Consider the following 17,174-nt stretch of genomic DNA (forward strand, 5'->3'; position numbering starts at 1 on the left):
TCGGCCGTGCGAACCTGCTACGCGAGCAGCCCCGGGATCGTCCCCTCGTGGGCCTCGCGCAGGTCGGTCAGGGGGAGGGTGAACTCGCCCTGGACCTCGACCGCGTCGCCGTCGACCACGCCGATGCGGGTGACGGGCAGGCCCCGCGCACCGCACATGTCGTTGAAGCGGACCTCCTCCGAGCGCGGGACGGCGACGACCGCGCGGCCCGCCGACTCCGAGAACAGGAAGGTGAAGGCGTCGAGCCCGTCCGGTACGACCAGACGCGCGCCCTTGCCGCCCAGCAGCGCCGACTCGACGACCGCCTGGACCAGACCGCCGTCGGACAGGTCGTGCGCGGAGTCGATCATGCCGTCGCGAGAGGCGGAGATCAGGATCTCGCCGAGCAGGCGCTCGCGCTCCAGGTCGACCTTCGGGGGCAGGCCGCCGAGGTGGTCGTGGATCACCTGGGACCAGGCCGAGCCGCCGAACTCCTCGCGGGTGTCGCCCAGCAGGTACAGCAGCTGGCCGTCCTCCTGGAAGGCGACCGGCGTGCGGCGGGCCACGTCGTCGATGACGCCGAGGACCGCGACCACCGGGGTCGGGTGGATGGCGGCCTCGCCCGTCTGGTTGTAGAGCGAGACGTTGCCGCCGGTCACCGGGGTGCCGAGCTGGAGGCAGCCGTCGGCCAGGCCGCGCACGGCCTCCGCGAACTGCCACATGACGGCCGGGTCCTCCGGGGAGCCGAAGTTCAGGCAGTCGGAGACCGCGAGCGGCTTCGCGCCGGTCGTGGCCACGTTGCGGTAGGCCTCCGCCAGCGCCAGCTGGGCGCCCGTGTACGGGTCGAGCTTGGCGTACCGGCCGTTGCCGTCCGTGGCGATGGCGACGCCGAGGCCGCTCTCCTCGTCCACGCGGATCATGCCGGAGTCCTCGGGCTGGGCGAGGACCGTGTTGCCCTGCACGAAGTGGTCGTACTGCTGGGTGATCCACTGCTTGGACGCCTGGTTGGGCGAGCCGACCAGCTTCAGGACCTGGTCCTTCAGCTGCTCGCCCGTCTTGGGCCGGGGCAGCTTGTTCGCGTCGTCGGCCTGGAGGGCGTCCTGCCAGTCCGGGCGGGCGTAGGGGCGCTCGTAGACCGGGCCGTCGTGGGCGACGGTGCGCGGGTCGACGTCGACGATCTTGCCGCCGTGCCAGAAGATCTCCAGCCGGTCGCCGTCGGTCACCTCACCGATGACGGTGGCGATGACGTCCCACTTCTCGCAGATCTCCAGGAAGCGGTCGACCTTCTCCGGCTCGACCACCGCGCACATGCGCTCCTGCGACTCGCTCATGAGGATTTCCTCGGGCGAGAGGGTCGAGTCGCGCAGGGGGACGTCGTCGAGGGTGACGCGCATGCCGCCGGAGCCGTTCGACGCCAGTTCGCTGGTCGCGCAGGACAGGCCCGCCGCTCCCAGGTCCTGGATGCCGACGACCAGCTTCTCCTTGAACGCCTCCAGGGTGCACTCGATGAGGAGCTTCTCCTGGAAGGGGTCGCCGACCTGGACGGCGGGGCGCTTGGACGGCTTCGCGTCGTCGAAGGTCTCGCTCGCCAGGATCGACGCGCCGCCGATGCCGTCGCCGCCGGTGCGGGCGCCGTACAGGATGACCTTGTTGCCCGCGCCGGACGCCTTCGCGAGGTGGATGTCCTCGTGCCGCATCACGCCGATGGCACCGGCGTTGACCAGCGGGTTGCCCTGGTAGCAGGCGTCGAAGACGACCTCGCCGCCGATGTTGGGCAGGCCCAGGCAGTTGCCGTAGCCGCCGATACCGGCGACGACGCCGGGCAGCACGCGCTTGGTGTCGGGGTGGTCGGCGGCGCCGAAGCGCAGCGGGTCGACCACGGCGACGGGACGGGCGCCCATCGCGATGATGTCGCGGACGATGCCGCCGACGCCCGTGGCCGCGCCCTGGTAGGGCTCGACGTAGGAGGGGTGGTTGTGCGACTCGACCTTGAAGGTGACCGCGTAGCCCTGGCCGACGTCGACGACCCCGGCGTTCTCGCCGATGCCGACGAGCATGGCCTCGGACTCGGGGGCCTTCTCGCCGAACTGGCGCAGGTGGACCTTGCTGCTCTTGTACGAGCAGTGCTCGGACCACATGACGGAGTACATGGCCAGCTCCGCCCCGGTGGGGCGGCGGCCGAGGATCTCGACGACCCTCTCGTACTCGTCCTTCTTCAGGCCCAGCTCGGCCCAGGGCAGCTCGACGTCGGGGGTCGCGGCCGCGTGCTCGACCGTGTCCAGAGGCGTCCGGCTCATGCGTTGACCAGCTTCTTGAGGATCGAGGTGAAGAACGGCAGGCCGTCGGTACGCCCCGTACCGATCAGCGGCTCGACGGCGTGCTCGGGGTGCGGCATGAGGCCGACGACGTTCCCGGCGGCGTTGGTGATGCCGGCGATGTCGTTGAGCGAGCCGTTGGGGTTCAGGTCCAGGTAGCGGAAGGCCACCCGCCCCTCCGCCTCCAGCTCGTCCAGCGTGCGCCGGTCGGCGACGTAGCGGCCGTCCATGTTCTTCAGCGGGATGTGGATCTCCTGGCCGGAGGTGTAGTCGCTGGTCCAGGAGGTGTCCGCGTTCTCCACCCGCAGCTTCTGGTCGCGGCAGATGAAGTGCAGGTGGTCGTTGCCCAGCATGCCGCCGGGCAGCAGGTGGGCCTCGGTGAGGATCTGGAAGCCGTTGCAGATGCCCAGCACCGGCAGACCGGCCTTCGCCTGGTCGATGACGGTGTCCATCACCGGCGAGAAGCGCGCGATGGCGCCGGCGCGCAGATAATCGCCGTACGAGAAACCGCCGCACAGCACCACGGCGTCGACCTGCTTGAGGTCCTTGTCCTTGTGCCAGAGGGCGACGGGTTCGGCACCGGCGACGCGGATCGCGCGCTGCGTGTCCCGGTCGTCGAGGCTGCCGGGGAAAGTGACGACGCCAATACGAGCGGTCACTTCGCCGCCCCCGCGACCACGTCTTCGGACTCGACCTTGACGGTGAAGTCCTCGATCACGGTGTTGGCGAGGAAGGATTCCGCAAGATCATGGATGCGGGCGAGGGCGGCGTCGTCGACCGGCCCGTCCACTTCCAGTTCGAATCGCTTTCCCTGACGGACGTCCGAGATCCCTTCGAAACCCAGTCGCGGCAGTGCGCGCTGCACCGCCTGGCCCTGGGGGTCGAGGATCTCCGGCTTGAGCATGACGTCGACTACGACGCGTGCCACTGGCACTCCCGGTGTGTGGTGCTGAGCAGGTTCCTTCAGACTACCCGTACAAAATTTCTACGCGCGTAGCCTTGGAGGAATCTACGTGAGCCCAGTCACGATTCGGCATCGAGAGGGGGCCGCCGCGAAAAGCTTCGGGAAAGATCCGGGATCGAACGCCGACGCCTATTGCCCAGAGGACACGCGGGAAGATTTAGTCGGTCTTCCCATTGCAATGCCAGGCACTGTACAAATGAAATGTCATTAGCCGATACTTTGCCCAATTACAGGCGAACAGTCGGCATCATCGCGGCGTCTTGGCACGTTCGGGCACGTCATCGCGGAGATGCCGCACGAAGGGACCGATATTCGTGGCGCAGCGTGTCGTGGTCACTCTCTTTGACGACATCGACGGCTCGGAAGCGGCGGAGACGATCGCCTTCGGAGTCGACGGCCGGATGTACGAGATCGACCTGAACGAAGCCAATGCCCGGAAACTGCGCAAGGCGCTCGAGCCGTACGTCTCGGCCGGCCGCAAGCGCTCCCGGTCCGGCAAGGCCTACCGGCAGACGGAGGTCGCCCCCGACCCGGCGGCGGTCCGCGCCTGGGCCCAGGCGAACAAGATGGACGTGCCCGCGCGGGGCCGGATCCCGAAGAAGGTGTACGAGGCGTTCGCCGAGGCGCAGTGAGCCGTGCCCCGGCAGGGGGCGGCCGACGGCCTCTCAGCCGCCCCTCGCGGCAACCGACTTGCGCGGCACCCCAGGTGATCAGCTAAAGTCTGGAGCACGCCGAGGGGCGAGGCCGAAAGGCCCAGCTCACGGAACATGCGGGTGTAGTTCAGTAGTAGAACATCCCCCTTCCAGGGGGAAGGCGCAGTGTGCAATTCCTGTCACCCGCTCTGCATCGCCGTACCGGCCACGGATGGGGGTCCCCCCTCTGGGGGAGGATCAGGTAGGCTGGTGCTCGCACCGATCGGTGAAGGCCGGTCGGCGGCAATGCGGACGTAGCTCAGTTGGTAGAGCGCAACCTTGCCAAGGTTGAGGTCGCGAGTTCGAGCCTCGTCGTCCGCTCGGGAATCAGACCCCGGTCCTCCAGGACCGGGGTCTTTTCGTGCGTCCGGCTCCCGCGTCCTGCGCCCGTCCGCCCCTGCCCTGACATTTGTCATGCCCGGTGATGACGGGCCGCACTGTCGTTCCGCCCCACGCGCCGGAATGCTCGAAGCATGCAAACCAACGAGCACGAACACGTGATTGAGGTCACCGACCTGCGGCGTGTGTACGGGGGCGGGTTCGAGGCCGTGCGCGGGATCGACTTCTCCGTGCGCCGCGGTGAGGTCTTCGCCCTGCTCGGCACCAACGGCGCCGGCAAGACGTCGACGGTCGAGCTCCTGGAGGGGCTCGCCGCTCCGGCCGGCGGGCGGGTGCGCGTCCTCGGGCACGACCCGTACACCGAACGGGCCGCCGTACGCCCCCGCACCGGGGTCATGCTCCAGGAGGGCGGCTTCCCCTCCGAGCTGACGGTCGCCGAGACGGCACGGATGTGGGCGGCGTGCGTGAGCGGCGCCCGGCCGCCGGCCGAGGTGCTGGCGCTGGTCGGTCTGGAGTCGAAGACCGACACCCGCGTGAAGCAGCTGTCCGGGGGCCAGCGGCGCCGCCTGGACCTGGCGCTCGCGCTGCTCGGCGACCCCGAGGTGCTCTTCCTCGACGAGCCCAGCACCGGTCTGGACGCCGAAGGCCGCCGGGACACCTGGGAGTTGGTGAGCGGACTGCGCGACGCCGGGACAACGGTGCTGCTGACCACGCACTACCTGGAGGAGGCCGAGAACCTCGCCGACCGGCTCGCGATCATGCACGAGGGCCGGATCGCCGCCACCGGCACCCCGGCCGAGGTGACCGCCGCCCAGCCGTCCCACATCTCCTTCGAACTGCCCGCCGGTTACTTCGTGGGCGACCTGCCGCCGCTCGCCGAACTGGGCGTCGGCGACCACGAGACCGACGGCCGCATGGTGAAGCTGCGCACCCGGGAACTCCAGCGCGCCGCCACCGGACTGCTGGTGTGGGCCGGACAGGCCGGGGTGGAACTGCGCCGCCTGGACGTGCGCTCGGCGTCCCTGGAGGAGGCCTTCCTCAGCATCGCCAAGGAAGTGTCCGCGAGGACGTCCCCCACCACGACGGACAAGGAGTACGCGGCATGAGCGCCACCGACGCACCGGCCCGCGCCCAGCGCGCCGGGACCGCGACCACCACGCCGACGGGCCGCATGACCGCCCTCGCCCGCGCCGAACTGACCCTGCTCGGGCGGAACAAGGGCACCGTCTTCGCCGCGCTGTTCGTGCCGCTCGTGCTGCCGTTCAGCGTGCGGGCGGGGGCCAAGGAGATGGACCTCGCCGGGGCCGGACTCACCACCGGCACGCTCGTGCTGCCCGCCGCGATCGGCTTCTCCCTGCTGTTCGCCGTCTACTCGGCCCTCGTCGGCGTCTTCGTCGTCCGGCGCGAGGAACTCGTCCTCAAGCGGCTGCGCACCGGTGAGCTGCGGGACGTGGAGATCCTCAGCGGGTCCGCGCTGCCGGCCGTCCTCAGCGGGCTGGTGCAGTCCCTGCTGCTCGCGGTGGGCTGCGCGGTGCTGCTCGACCTGTCCGCGCCGTCCGCCGTCCACCTGGCCGTCGTCGGGCTGCTGCTCGGCCTGGTGATGTGCGCCGCGCTCGCCGCGGTCACCGCGAGTTTCACCAGGACCGGGGAGAGCGCGCAGGTCACGCCGCTGCCGTTCATGTTCGTCTCCATGCTCGGCTCCGGGCTGTTCTTCCCGCTGGAGATGATGCCGGACCGGCTGGCCTCGGTGTGCGAGCTGCTGCCGCTGACCCCCGTCATCAGCCTGGTGCGCGGCGGCTGGACCGGCGACCTGTCGGCGGCCGACGCGCTGGGCGCCGTGCTGACGGCGGTGGCCTGGACCGTGCTCGCGGTGTTTGCTGTACGGCGGTGGTTCCGCTGGGAGCCACGGCACTGAGGTACCGGGCGACTGGGAGCGGCGGACGGATGCGCAGGCCGGACGGATGGTGGCGGATCAAGAGCACGCCGGAGAAGGTGGAGACGTACACGCGGTGGTCGTTCCACTTCTTCGGGGTGAGCGAGATCGCCGGCATCGGGCTGGCGACCTACGGCCAGACCGGCCTGCGGCTGGCGACCCTGCTCTCCCTCCTGGTCGTCGCGCACGCCGCGGCCTGCATGGCGACCGCCGCACGGGCGCTGGACTGGACCCTGGGCCGCCGGGCGCAGCCGATGCGGGAGCTGTGGGGGCTCGGCGCCCTCACCGCCGTCCTGGCGACCGTCGCGATCGTCCTCGCGGAGCACGGCCCGGCGGGCGACGACGTCGACACCGCGGCCCTCAGCGTCTTCACCGGGGTACAGGCCTTCGGTGTCGGCATCATGGCGCTCGGCGTGCACCACCGGCGGCGGATCGTGGTCGTCCTGGTCGGCGGCTTCGCGGCGGGAGCCGGGGTCGTGTCGTGCGCCGTCGGTGTGCCCTGGCCCGCCGCGCTGGTCCTGGCATGTGTGCTGGTGGCAGCCGGGGCGTTCACCGCGTTCATCGCGGTGTTCTCCGTCTGGCTGCTCAACGCGGTCTACGCGCTCGACGACGCCAAGGAGACCCGGGCCAGGCTCGCCGTCGCCGAGGAGCGGCTGCGGTTCGGCCGGGACCTGCACGACGTGATGGGGCGGAACCTGGCGGTGATCGCGCTCAAGAGCGAGCTGGCGGTCCAGCTGTCCCGGCGCGGCAGGCCCGAGGCGGTGGAGCAGATGATCGAGGTGCAGCGCATCGCCCAGGAGTCGCAGCGCGAGGTCCGGGACGTCGTGCGCGGCTACCGGGAGGCCGCGCTGGAGGTCGAACTGGCCGGTGCCCGGGGTGTGCTCCAGGCGGCGGGCATCGTCTCGGAGGTCACCGGCGAGACGGCCGGCCTGCCCGCCGAGGTGCAGGCGGCGCTCGGCTGGGTGGTGCGGGAGGCGACCACGAACGTGCTGCGGCACGGGGACGCGAAGAAGGTCGCCGTGACGGTGCGGACGGCGGAAGGGCGAGTAGTGCTGACGGTGGAGAACGACGGCGTGGCGGAGCCGACGGGGGACGGCCCCCCTGCGGGCTCGGGTGGCTCCGGGCTCGCGGGGCTGCGGGAACGGCTCTCCGCGGTGGACGGGACCCTGGAAGCGGGACCGGTCGGCAAGGGCGTGTTCCGGCTGACGGCCGAGGTGCCGCTGCCGGCCGCCGCCGGGGCCGCGCTGGGGGTCGCGTCGTGACGACGACCGTGCGCGTCCTGCTCGCCGACGACGAGCACCTCATCCGCGGTGCGCTGGCGGCCCTGCTGTCCCTGGAGGACGACCTGGTCGTCGTCGCCGAGGCGGCCACCGGCCCCGAGGCCTTGGCGATGGCGCGGGCGCACGCGCCGGACGTCGCCGTCCTGGATCTCCAGATGCCCGGCGCCGACGGTGTGAAGGTCGCCACATCGCTGCGGGCCGAGCTGCCCGCCTGCAAGGTGCTGATCGTGACCAGCCACGGGCGCCCCGGGCACCTGAAGCGGGCGCTCGCGGCGGGGGTGCGCGGCTTCGTCCCCAAGACGGTCAGCGCCCAGCGGCTCGCCGAGCTGATCCGCACGGTGCACGCCGGAAACCGCTACGTCGACCCCGAGTTGGCCGCCGACGCGATCTCCGCCGGGGACTCGCCGCTGACCGCGCGCGAGGCCGAGGTGCTGGAGCACGCCGCCGACGGGGCGCCGGTCGCGGAGATCGCCGAGCGCGCCGCGCTCGCCGAGGGGACCGTACGGAACTACCTGTCGTCGGCCGCGAGCAAGCTCGGTGCGGAGAACCGGCACGCGGCGGTGCGTCTCGCACGGGAGCGGGGTTGGGTATAGTGGCTCTCGCGCCACGGCGAAGTCCACGACGAAGCCCGCGCAGTGCGAACGTAGCTCAGTTGGTAGAGCGCAACCTTGCCAAGGTTGAGGTCGCGAGTTCGAACCTCGTCGTTCGCTCCGTGTGAGAAGCCCCCGGCTCCGGCCGGGGGCTTCTTCGTGTGCGGCCTTTGCGGCCGCTGCCGTTACGACCAGCTCTGGCCGGTCAGCAGCTCGTAGGCCTCCACGTACTTGGCGCGGGTGGCGTCCACGACCCGCTGCGGCAGCGGCGGCGGGGGCTGCTCGCTCCTGCGGTCCCAGCCGGACTCGGCCGAGGTCAGCCAGTCCCGCACGAACTGCTTGTCGTACGACGGCTGCGCGCGGCCCGGCTGCCACTGGTCGGCCGGCCAGAAGCGGGAGGAGTCCGGGGTGAGGACCTCGTCGGCGAGAACCAGGTCGTCCCCGTCGAAACCGAACTCGAACTTGGTGTCCGCGAGGACGATGCCGCGCTCACGGGCGATGTCCCGGGCGCGGGAGTAGACGGCGAGGGTGGCCTGGCGCAGGGCGGCGGCGGTGTCCGCGCCGACCTGGCGGGCGACCTCCTCGTAGGAGACGTTCTCGTCGTGCTCGCCGACCTCGGCCTTGGTGGCCGGGGTGAAGATCGGGGCGGGCAGCTCCGAGCCGTCGACGAGGCCCTCGGGGAGGGCGAGGCCGCACACGGTACGGGTCTCGTCGTACTCCGCCAGGCCCGAGCCGGTGAGGTAGCCGCGGGCCACGCACTCCACCGGGACCATCCGCAGCGACTTGCAGACCAGGGCGCGGCCCTCCCAGTCGGCGGGGGCGCCGTCGGGCAGCTCGGTGCTCAGGACGTGGTTGGGGGCCAGGTCGGCGAGCTGCTCGAACCACCACAGGGAGAGCTGGGTGAGGACCCGGCCCTTGTCGGGGATCTCGGTCGGCAGCACCCAGTCGTAGGCGGAGATGCGGTCGCTGGCGACCATCACGAGGTCGCCCGCCTCGTTCCGGTACAGCTCGCGCACCTTGCCGGTGTGCAGATGCACCAGACCCGGAACCTGGAGCGGCTCGGGCTTTTCAACGAATCCGGACACGGTTCCTCCCCGTGGTTCTGTCCAATGGTCCGATTCTCCCGTATGTCGGAGGCGCGGTGGACGGCGGGTCGGTCTCGTGCGCGGGTCTCAGTCCCGTTTGCAGATGCGGTCCAGGAGGTTGGCCGTCGCGCGCTGGACGCGCGGGTCGACGTGGCCGGGACGGTCCAGGGCCGGGGACCAGGCGAACGTGCCGGACGCGAAGACCCAGGCGCCCGACGGGGCCCGGTACAGCGACGTCTCCTGGTGGCGCCGGACGCCGTCCGCGTCGGGGTACGGGGAGTGGGCGAGCAGGACCCGCTCGTCGTGCTCGGGGAGTGCGGTGCGCGGGAAGTAGCGGTCGGCCTCGCCGGCCACCAGGTCCTCGATCGCGTCGCCCTCGTGCGCTCCGGTGGCCTCCCAGAGCCAGTGACCGGCGTTGCGGACGATCATCGGGTGGGGTTCGGGGACGCGGCCGGCGTACTGGATGCCGAGCAGCTGCTGCTCGGGGCGGTCGATCTCCCGCCACAGCGCGGGGCGGCCGGGGCCCTTGCGTTTGCGGCAGGTCAGCAGGCGGTCGGGGGTGCCGGACGGGGAGGGCGCCAGCTCCACCTGCCAGTACATGGTGTTGGCGGAGAGGAAGACCAGGGAGGTCCCCCGGTCGCGGGCGAGTTCCGCGGTGCGGCGCATCGGAGCGGACCAGTACTCGTCGTGGCCGGGGAAGACCAGGCCCCGGTAGCGGGCCGGGTCGACGCGGCCGGAGTGCAGGTCGCGGGCGTCGGCGTAGGCGAGGTCGTAGCCGTAGCGCTCGGCGAAGCGGATGAAGTCGTAGGCGTGACCGACGTGGAGCGGCAGCCCGGCGCCCGCGTAGGGGCGGTCGAAGGAGACGGTCGTCGCGGCGTCCGCCTCGCCGAGGAGCCGGCCCTCCTCGTCCCAGGCGTGGTAGAGGCTGGCACCGGTGCGGCCGTCCTCCGGATAGAGGTTGTACGCCTGCCAGGTGACGTCCGGCAGGAGGAGGAGCAGGTCGGCGGGGTGGTCGTCGCGGACCGTGAAGGGCACGTGGGAGCGGTAGCCGTCGGCGGTGGTGAGGACGGCGACGTACGCGCCGACGTTCCAGTACGTCGGGATCTGCAGGCGCCAGGACAGCCACCAGTGGTGGCAGGAGACCGTGCGGTCGGCGGTGAGCGGCGGGGGCTGGACGATGCCGGACAGGCGGGGGCTGGTGGTGATCTTGGCGGCGCCGTCACCGCCGTAGTGCCCGATGCGGTAGACGTCGACGCTGAACTCCTGCGGCGGGTCGACGGTGACGTGGAAGTCGATGGCCTCACCGGGGGCGGCGGCCCCCGTCGCGGTGAAGCCCTTGATCTGGCGCCGGACGTCGTCCGCGGCGCGGGGGCCGCCACCGGGGTCGGTGCGGGGGCGGGTGCCGGTGCCGGTGCGGGTGTCTGTGCCGGTGTCTGTGCCGTCCTGGTCCGCGTACCAGGCGACGACCTGGCCGGTGTCGCCGAAGTACGTCTCGCCGCCGCGCAGCCAGGGGACCGGCCCCTGCCCGAAGGGGTCCGTCACGGCGTGCGCGAGTGCTCCCGACTCCCAACGGCGGATCTGCTCGGGCCCCATGGGACAGTCCCCTCCCTCGTGCCCCCGTGGTCGTGCGTATGACGAACGCCTTTGCCATGTGCGCGATCGGTCCCAGCACATCACATTTCGCACGTGGGCTGTCACTGTTCGTTGCGGAGTGGCCGAAACTGGAATGGGAGGGTCCGATTCGCCGGAGCCCGGGGGCGCAGGGGCCCGGGCGGCCCGGGCGGGCGGGCGGGCGAGGCGAACGGGGACGCTCGAGAGGAGTCAGACCAGGCGCACCGGCTTCTCCGGCCGTATGCCGAGGTCGGTCATCCAGGCGCGCAGCGGGCCTGGGTCGCCGGTCTCCACGAGGCTGAGCACGCTGGGCGCCAGGTCCGCGGTGCGGGTCCCGTCGAAGAGGAGCGACGGTCCGTCGAGCCAGTCGAGGGCGGGGGCCGCTCCGGCGGTGTCTATCGCGGCGCAGCACACCATCGCCGTGATGTGCGCGGTGAGGATCTCCCGCCCGGTGCGCGGCGGCTGCAGCGGCAGCAGGGGGAGCGCGCGGTCGTCCCAGAGGGCGGCGTCGGGACCGGCGGCCGGTCCCGGGGCGGTGGCGGGGGCCCGGACTCCGGCGGGCCGCGCCTCGGCCTCCTCGCGGGCCAGCTGGGCGCTGAGCCCGGCGGCCAGGGCGGCACCACGGGCGGTGGTACCGGCGAGGTCGTCCTCGTCGTCGTCCTCGGCGTCGCCCTCGTGGTCGCCCTCGGCGGCGGGAGCGTCGGGGCCGCGGTGGGGCGGGGGTGGGGCGTCGGGGTCGCCGTACGGCGGGGGCGGGGCGTCGGTGGGGGCGTCCGGGCTGCTTTCGGTCTCCGTCTCGGGCTCGGCGTGGGGGTGGGAGTGGGCGGGGGCTCCGGTTCCGGCTTCGGCTCGGGCTTCGGCTCCGGATTCCGCTCGGGCTCCGGTTCCGGCTTCGGCTCGGGCTTCGGCTCCGGATTCCGCTCGGGCTCCGGTTCCGGCTTCGGCTCGGGCTTCGGCGTGGGTGTCGGACCCGGCGGCAGGGGTGACGGTGATCGCGGCGTCCGGGGTCGTGAGGTGGTCCAGGACGCGGGCCAGGGTCGGGCCGTCCGTGCCCGGCGCGGTGCCCTCGGCGGCGCGGCGGACCCCCAGGGTGTCCAGCACGCGGTGCAGACGGGCCGCGTCCGTGCGCCAGGTCCGGTCGACGACCTCCTCGGGATATTCCTCCCACCCCACCGGCGACCAGTCCGGACCGGTCTCGGCGGGCCCGCCGTGGAAGAGGCGCGCGGCGAGCAGCGAGACCGCCTCGTCCATCACCCCGGGCTCCTCCAGCAGGTCACAGGCGGGACGCTCCCCCAGCCGGGAGGCGAATCCCTCGGCCAGGCGGTCCCGGCGCGACAGCTCCGTGAGGGCGGCGACGACACCGACGTCCAGCCGCGAGGGCCAGCGGCCCATCCGCCAGGCGGGCAGCGCCACCCGGGTCAGCAGCCGGTCCCAGCCCGCGTAGGCGAGCCCGACCTGCTCCTGCGCGACGATCCGCAGACCGTAGTCCACAGCCTGTGCACGCTCGGCGGCCGCGGCCGCGACCCCGCGCTCCATCTCGGCCGCGTGACCCCGGCAGCTGCGCAGCAGCAGCCGGGACACCCAGCCGAGGCCCGCGCACGCCACCCGGGAGAACGGGTCGCGCCGGCCTTCCGAGGCCACCGCCACGGCGGCGTCCAGGCCCCGTATGAAACGCCGGGCCGCGGCTATGTCGGGGTGCGCCGAGGGCCCCGTACCCGCGACGACCGGGGCGAGGACGGCGCGCAGCTCGCCCACCCGCATCCACCACAGGAACGGTGAGCCGATGACCAGGACGGGTGCGGCGGCGCTCCGGTGCTGGGCGGGTCCGCCCGGGCCGGCCAGGTCGTCGTCGTGCCTCTCCGCGGGCGGCGGGCCGTGGGCCGGGTGGGTGCGGTCCTCCAGCCAGCTGTCGCAGTCCGGGGTGAGCGCTATGACGGAGGGGGCGGGGACGTCGAGCCGGTCGGCCAGGTCACGCACCATGCGGTAGAGGTCGGGGGCCGACTCCTCGGCGACCGTGACCGTGGGGGTCACGGCGGGCCGGGAGCGGGCCACGACCAGGGCGACCCCGGCGGCGGCCGCCAGCACGAGCAGCGCGAGGACGGAGACGGCCCAGCGCAGGACGTCCCAGCCACCGCCCGCCAGGTGCCCGGTGGAGCCGCCGACGAGGAGGATCACCGCGGCGGCAGCGGGCAGCAGGGCCACGGCCAGCGCGCGGCTGCGCACCCGCAGCACCGCCAGTGCCCGGGAACGCGCGGCCTGCGCGCCCATCTCCACTCCACCGATACCGGTCACGGCCGGAGTTCACCCCCTCATCGCTGTCCTGTCCGTCCTGGACCGTCCTGCTGCTCTGCTGTGCTTCGGGTCTTGCTCACTCCACCCACTGTGGCACCCGGCACTGACATCGCAATGCCGGTGGGCCAAGTGCCGGAATGCTTGCGCGGCACCATAGTTGGGGCCCTCGCCCCCGTCAGCCGTATAGCCCATCGGTCACCCGATGGAATGGCTTTGGGGAAAGGTGGAGACGGACAGCAAAGGTCAGGCCCCGGCTCCTGGGACGGAGCCGGGGCCTGTCGGTTCGGTGACCGGGGAGGGGCAGGGGGTTACGCGCCGGCCGCCTTCGCCGCGATGTCGGTGCGGTGCTGGGAGCCGTCGAGGCCGATGCGGGCGACCGCCCGGTAGGCGCGGTCACGGGCCTCGGTGAGGTCGGCGCCGGTGGCCGTGACGGACAGCACGCGGCCCCCGGCGCTGACGACGGCGTCGCCCTCGGCGCGGGTGCCGGCGTGCAGGACGTAGGCGTGCGGTGCGTCCTCGGCGGCCACCGCGTCGAGGCCCGTGATCGGGTCGCCGGTGCGCGGGGTGCCGGGGTAGTTGTGCGAGGCGACGACCACGGTGACGGCCGCCTCGTCGCTCCAGCGCAGGGGCTCGAGGTCGGCGAGGTTGCCGGTGGCGGCGGCCATCAGCAGACCGGCGAGCGGCGTCCTCAGCCGGGCCAGCACGACCTGGGTCTCGGGGTCGCCGAAACGGGCGTTGAACTCGATCACCCGCACACCGCGCGAGGTGATCGCGAGCCCGGCGTAGAGGAGCCCGGAGAACGGGGTGCCGCGCCTGCGCATCTCGTCGACGGTCGGCTGGAGCACGCTCTGCACGACCTCGTCGACCAGCTTCGGGTCGGCCCAGGGCAGCGGCGAGTACGCGCCCATGCCGCCGGTGTTCGGACCCTCGTCGCCGTCGAGGGCGCGCTTGAAGTCCTGGGCGGGCTGGAGCGGGCGTACGTTCTCGCCGTCGGTTACGGCGAAGAGGGAGACCTCGGGGCCGTCCAGGAACTCCTCGATGACGACGCGGTCGCAGGCGTTCGCGTGCGCGCGGGCCGCCTCGACGTCGTCGGTGACGACGACGCCCTTGCCCGCGGCCAGTCCGTCGTCCTTGACGACGTAGGGCGCGCCGAAGGCGGCGAGGGCCGCGTCGACCTCGGCGGGGTTCGTGCAGACGTAGGAGCGGGCCGTGGGCACGCCGGCGCCGGCCATCACGTCCTTGGCGAAGGCCTTGGATCCCTCCAGCCGGGCGGCCTCCGCGGACGGACCGAAGACCGGGATGCCCGCCTCGCGGACGGCGTCGGCGACCCCGGCGACCAGGGGCGCCTCGGGTCCTACGACGACCAGCTCGGCACCGAGCCGGGTGGCCAGCGCGGTGACGGCCGCGCCGTCGAGTGCGTCGACCTGGTGCAGTTCGGCGACCTCGGCGATACCGGCGTTGCCGGGTGCGCAGTGCAGCGCGGTGACGTCGGGGTCGAGGGACAGGGAACGGCACAGGGCGTGTTCGCGGGCGCCGCCGCCGATGACAAGGACCTTCACGGGGTGAAGCCTAATGGGAACGGGCCGGTGCGGTTTGTGCGGGCTTCCGAACGGGCGGGGCACGGAGGCTTGTGCCTTCCTCCAGGCCCGGTTCCTCCGCGTCGGGGCCCATCGGGGGCTACTCGTTCGCGATCTCCTCGACCACCGTGGCACCCAGCTCGCGGACCAGCAGCTCCTTGCCGGAGAGGGCCGACTCGTCGAGGTCCGGATCGTCGTCCTCGGGGGTGTCGTCCTCGGGGGAGACCGGAGGCGGCTCGGGCGCCGAGGGCCGGGGCGCGGGGGCCGGGGCGGGCGCGGAGGCCCGGGCGGAAGCCTGAGGCGGCGCGGCGGACGTGGCCGCGGGGGACGACGGCCGCTGGGCGGGGGCGCCGTCACCGCCTCCCCCACCGAAGCCGCCCCCGCCACCACCGCCGAAGCCACCGCCCCCGGAGCCGCCGAAGCCGCCGGAGGGGCCCGACGGACCCGACGGGCCGGACGGGCCGGACGGGGGCGCGGAGCCGCCGCCGGACGGGTCGACGACCGCGTCGATCTTCCACTGCACGTTGAACTGCTCGGCCAGGGCCTGCCGCAGCACGTCCTCGCTGCCGCTGCTCACGAAGTTGTCGCGGGCTCCCGCGTTGACGAAGCCGAGTTGCAGGGAGGTGCCGTCGAAGCCGGTCACCTGGGCGTTCTGACTGAGCAGGATCCAGGTGAACCGACGGCGGTTCTTGACCGCTTCCAGGATGTTGGGCCACAGCGAGCGGGGGTCGACCCCGGAGGCACCCGGCGGCGGGGAGCCGGGCGCGGGTGCGGCCGCCGCGGGAGCCGGAGCCGAGGGCGGAGCAGAGCCGGCACCGGGCCCGGAGGCGGGACCGGAGGGGGCCGGTGTCCGGGCCTGTCCGCCGCCCGCCGGGGCCGCCGTGGGCCACCCGCCGGGACGGCGCCCGCCACCCGCGGGGGCCGCGGTCGGCCAGGCGCCGGGCGCGGGCGCGGACGCCGAGGCGGGAGCGGCGGCGGGCGGCGGTGTGGCCGGCGCGGGTGCGGCGGCGGGCGGGGGAGCGGCGGGAACGGGAGCCGCGGGAGCGGCGTCGCCGGAAGGAGCCGCGGCCTGCGGGTGTCCGCCACCGACGGCAGGACCACCCGCGTCGAAGGCAGGACCGGCACCACCCTCAGCACCGGAACCAGCACCGGCACCGGAACCGGCACCGGCGCCCTGCCCCCGTACCGCCGCACGGGCCGCGGCAGGCCCGCCACCCGGCGGAACCGGAGCAGCGGCGGGTGCCGCACCCCCCGTACCGGCATGTGCCTCGGGCCCGGGCACGTACCCCATGGCGGGCGCACCCGCAGCGGCCGAGAACTGCACCCCGCGCTCGATCCGGTCCAGCCGGGCCATCACCGAACGCTCGTCGCCGTACGCGGCGGGCAGCAGCACGCGCGCGCAGATCAGCTCCAGCTGGAGGCGCGGCGAGTGGGCGCCGCGCATCTCGGTGAGGCCCTCGTTGACGATGTCGGCGGCGCGGCTCAGCTCGGCGGCGCCGAAGGACCGGGCCTGCTCCTGCATCCGCTCGACCACGTCGGCGGGGGCGTCGATGAGCCCCTTCTCCGCGGCGTCGGGCACGGCGGCGAGGATCACCAGGTCACGGAGGCGCTCCAGCAGGTCGGTGACGAAGCGCCGCGGGTCGTGGCCCCCCTCGATCACGTGGTCCACGACCCCGAAGGCGGCGGAGCCGTCCCCGGAGACGAAGGACTCGACGACGGAGTCGAGCAGCGAGCCGTCCGTGTAGCCGAGCAGGGCGGTGGTCATGTCGTACGTCACACCGTCGGCACCGGCGCCCGCGAGCAGCTGGTCCATGACGGACATGGAGTCACGCACGGAGCCCGCGCCGGCCCGCACCACGAGCGGGAGCACGCCCTCCTCGACGGCGATCCCCTCCCGGCCGCACACCTCGGCGAGGTAGTCGCGCAGGGTGCCGGGCGGCACGAGCCGGAACGGATAGTGGTGGGTCCGCGACCGGATGGTCCCGATGACCTTCTCGGGCTCGGTGGTCGCGAAGATGAACTTCAGGTGCTCCGGTGGCTCCTCGACGACCTTCAGCAGGGCGTTGAAGCCCTGCGGGGAGACCATGTGGGCCTCGTCGATGATGTAGATCTTGTACCGGCTGGAGGCGGGCCCGAAGAAGGCCTTCTCACGCAGGTCACGGGCGTCGTCCACGCCACCGTGCGAGGCGGCGTCGATCTCGATGACGTCGATCGAACCCGGCCCGTTCCGCGCGAGGTCGCGGCAGGACTGGCACTCGCCGCACGGGGTCGGCGTGGGGCCCTGCTCGCAGTTCAGGCAGCGCGCCAGGATGCGGGCGCTGGTCGTCTTGCCGCAGCCGCGCGGACCGCTGAACAGGTACGCGTGAGTGACCCGGTTGTTCCGCAGCGCCTGCTGCAGCGGGTCGGTGACATGACCCTGCCCGATGACCTCGGCGAAGGTCTCCGGGCGGTAACGGCGGTAGAGCGCGAGAGACGACACGCATACGAGGTTATAGGCGCCCACCGACAACCGGACCG

Annotated in this window: 13 protein-coding genes and 3 tRNA genes; 8 read left to right on the forward strand and 8 right to left on the reverse strand. The window is 72.9% G+C overall.

Annotation, left to right across the window (positions count from 1 at the left end):
* Positions 1-17: 17 nt before the first annotated feature.
* From purL to purS, 3 genes are read right to left on the reverse strand one after another with little or no spacing between them, the layout of a single operon-like run.
* The gene (gene purL, locus ACGH52_RS18545) at positions 18-2,276 is read right to left on the reverse strand and encodes a phosphoribosylformylglycinamidine synthase subunit PurL (protein ID WP_399940768.1); all 2,259 of its coding nucleotides are present in this window, start codon (positions 2,274-2,276) and stop codon (positions 18-20) included.
* Positions 2,273-2,953, reverse strand: a complete 681-nt coding sequence (gene purQ / locus ACGH52_RS18550) for a phosphoribosylformylglycinamidine synthase subunit PurQ (protein ID WP_059302875.1) — start codon at positions 2,951-2,953, stop codon at positions 2,273-2,275. Before purQ ends, purL begins: the two co-directional genes overlap by 4 nt.
* Complete coding sequence (gene purS, locus ACGH52_RS18555; RefSeq protein ID WP_003974895.1) at positions 2,950-3,222, reverse strand: phosphoribosylformylglycinamidine synthase subunit PurS; 273 nt, start codon at positions 3,220-3,222, stop codon at positions 2,950-2,952. The genes purQ and purS overlap by 4 nt, the downstream gene beginning before the upstream one ends.
* Positions 3,223-3,572: 350 nt before the next feature.
* On the opposite strand from purS, the gene ACGH52_RS18560 reads away from it, so the two are divergent.
* From ACGH52_RS18560 to ACGH52_RS18595, 8 genes are all read left to right on the forward strand, one after another.
* Positions 3,573-3,890 carry an Lsr2 family protein gene (locus tag ACGH52_RS18560; RefSeq protein WP_055421997.1) on the forward strand — a complete coding sequence of 106 codons (318 nt, stop codon included), beginning with the start codon at positions 3,573-3,575 and terminating at the stop codon, positions 3,888-3,890.
* A gap of 137 nt (positions 3,891-4,027) precedes the next feature.
* Positions 4,028-4,099 (forward strand) — tRNA-Gly (locus ACGH52_RS18565).
* A gap of 99 nt (positions 4,100-4,198) precedes the next feature.
* Positions 4,199-4,271, forward strand: a tRNA-Gly gene (locus ACGH52_RS18570).
* A gap of 152 nt (positions 4,272-4,423) precedes the next feature.
* Positions 4,424-5,395, forward strand: coding sequence for an ABC transporter ATP-binding protein (locus tag ACGH52_RS18575; protein ID WP_076975356.1), 972 nt, complete (start codon positions 4,424-4,426; stop codon positions 5,393-5,395).
* Positions 5,392-6,204, forward strand: a complete 813-nt coding sequence (locus tag ACGH52_RS18580; protein WP_059302873.1) for an ABC transporter permease — start codon at positions 5,392-5,394, stop codon at positions 6,202-6,204. The genes ACGH52_RS18575 and ACGH52_RS18580 overlap by 4 nt, the downstream gene beginning before the upstream one ends.
* Positions 6,205-6,233: 29 nt before the next feature.
* Positions 6,234-7,484: a sensor histidine kinase gene (locus ACGH52_RS18585; RefSeq protein WP_121701402.1), complete on the forward strand. Its 1,251-nt coding sequence runs from the start codon at positions 6,234-6,236 to the stop codon at positions 7,482-7,484.
* Positions 7,481-8,095 carry a response regulator transcription factor gene (locus tag ACGH52_RS18590; RefSeq protein ID WP_059302871.1) on the forward strand — a complete coding sequence of 205 codons (615 nt, stop codon included), beginning with the start codon at positions 7,481-7,483 and terminating at the stop codon, positions 8,093-8,095. Before ACGH52_RS18585 ends, ACGH52_RS18590 begins: the two co-directional genes overlap by 4 nt.
* A gap of 44 nt (positions 8,096-8,139) precedes the next feature.
* A tRNA-Gly gene (locus ACGH52_RS18595) sits at positions 8,140-8,212 on the forward strand.
* A 65-nt stretch (positions 8,213-8,277) separates the two neighbouring features.
* On the opposite strand, the gene ACGH52_RS18600 is transcribed toward ACGH52_RS18595, so the two are convergent.
* From ACGH52_RS18600 to ACGH52_RS18620, 5 genes are all read right to left on the reverse strand, one after another.
* Positions 8,278-9,177: a phosphoribosylaminoimidazolesuccinocarboxamide synthase gene (locus tag ACGH52_RS18600; RefSeq protein ID WP_121701403.1), complete on the reverse strand. Its 900-nt coding sequence runs from the start codon at positions 9,175-9,177 to the stop codon at positions 8,278-8,280.
* 87 nt (positions 9,178-9,264) lie between these two features.
* Complete coding sequence (locus ACGH52_RS18605) at positions 9,265-10,770, reverse strand: N,N-dimethylformamidase beta subunit family domain-containing protein (RefSeq protein ID WP_076975353.1); 1,506 nt, start codon at positions 10,768-10,770, stop codon at positions 9,265-9,267.
* 228 nt (positions 10,771-10,998) lie between these two features.
* Entirely contained in the window at positions 10,999-13,080 is a 2,082-nt protein-coding gene (locus tag ACGH52_RS18610) for a hypothetical protein (protein ID WP_399940777.1), read from the reverse strand.
* Between the two features lie 308 nt (positions 13,081-13,388).
* Complete coding sequence (gene purD, locus ACGH52_RS18615; RefSeq protein WP_076975351.1) at positions 13,389-14,639, reverse strand: phosphoribosylamine--glycine ligase; 1,251 nt, start codon at positions 14,637-14,639, stop codon at positions 13,389-13,391.
* A gap of 118 nt (positions 14,640-14,757) precedes the next feature.
* Positions 14,758-17,136 (reverse strand): DNA polymerase III subunit gamma and tau, encoded by a 2,379-nt coding sequence (locus ACGH52_RS18620; protein ID WP_399940780.1) that lies wholly within the window; start codon positions 17,134-17,136, stop codon positions 14,758-14,760.
* Positions 17,137-17,174 lie beyond the last annotated feature (38 nt).

Source organism: Streptomyces sp. BBFR25 (assembly GCF_044590125.1).
GTDB lineage: Bacteria > Actinomycetota > Actinomycetes > Streptomycetales > Streptomycetaceae > Streptomyces > Streptomyces canus_D.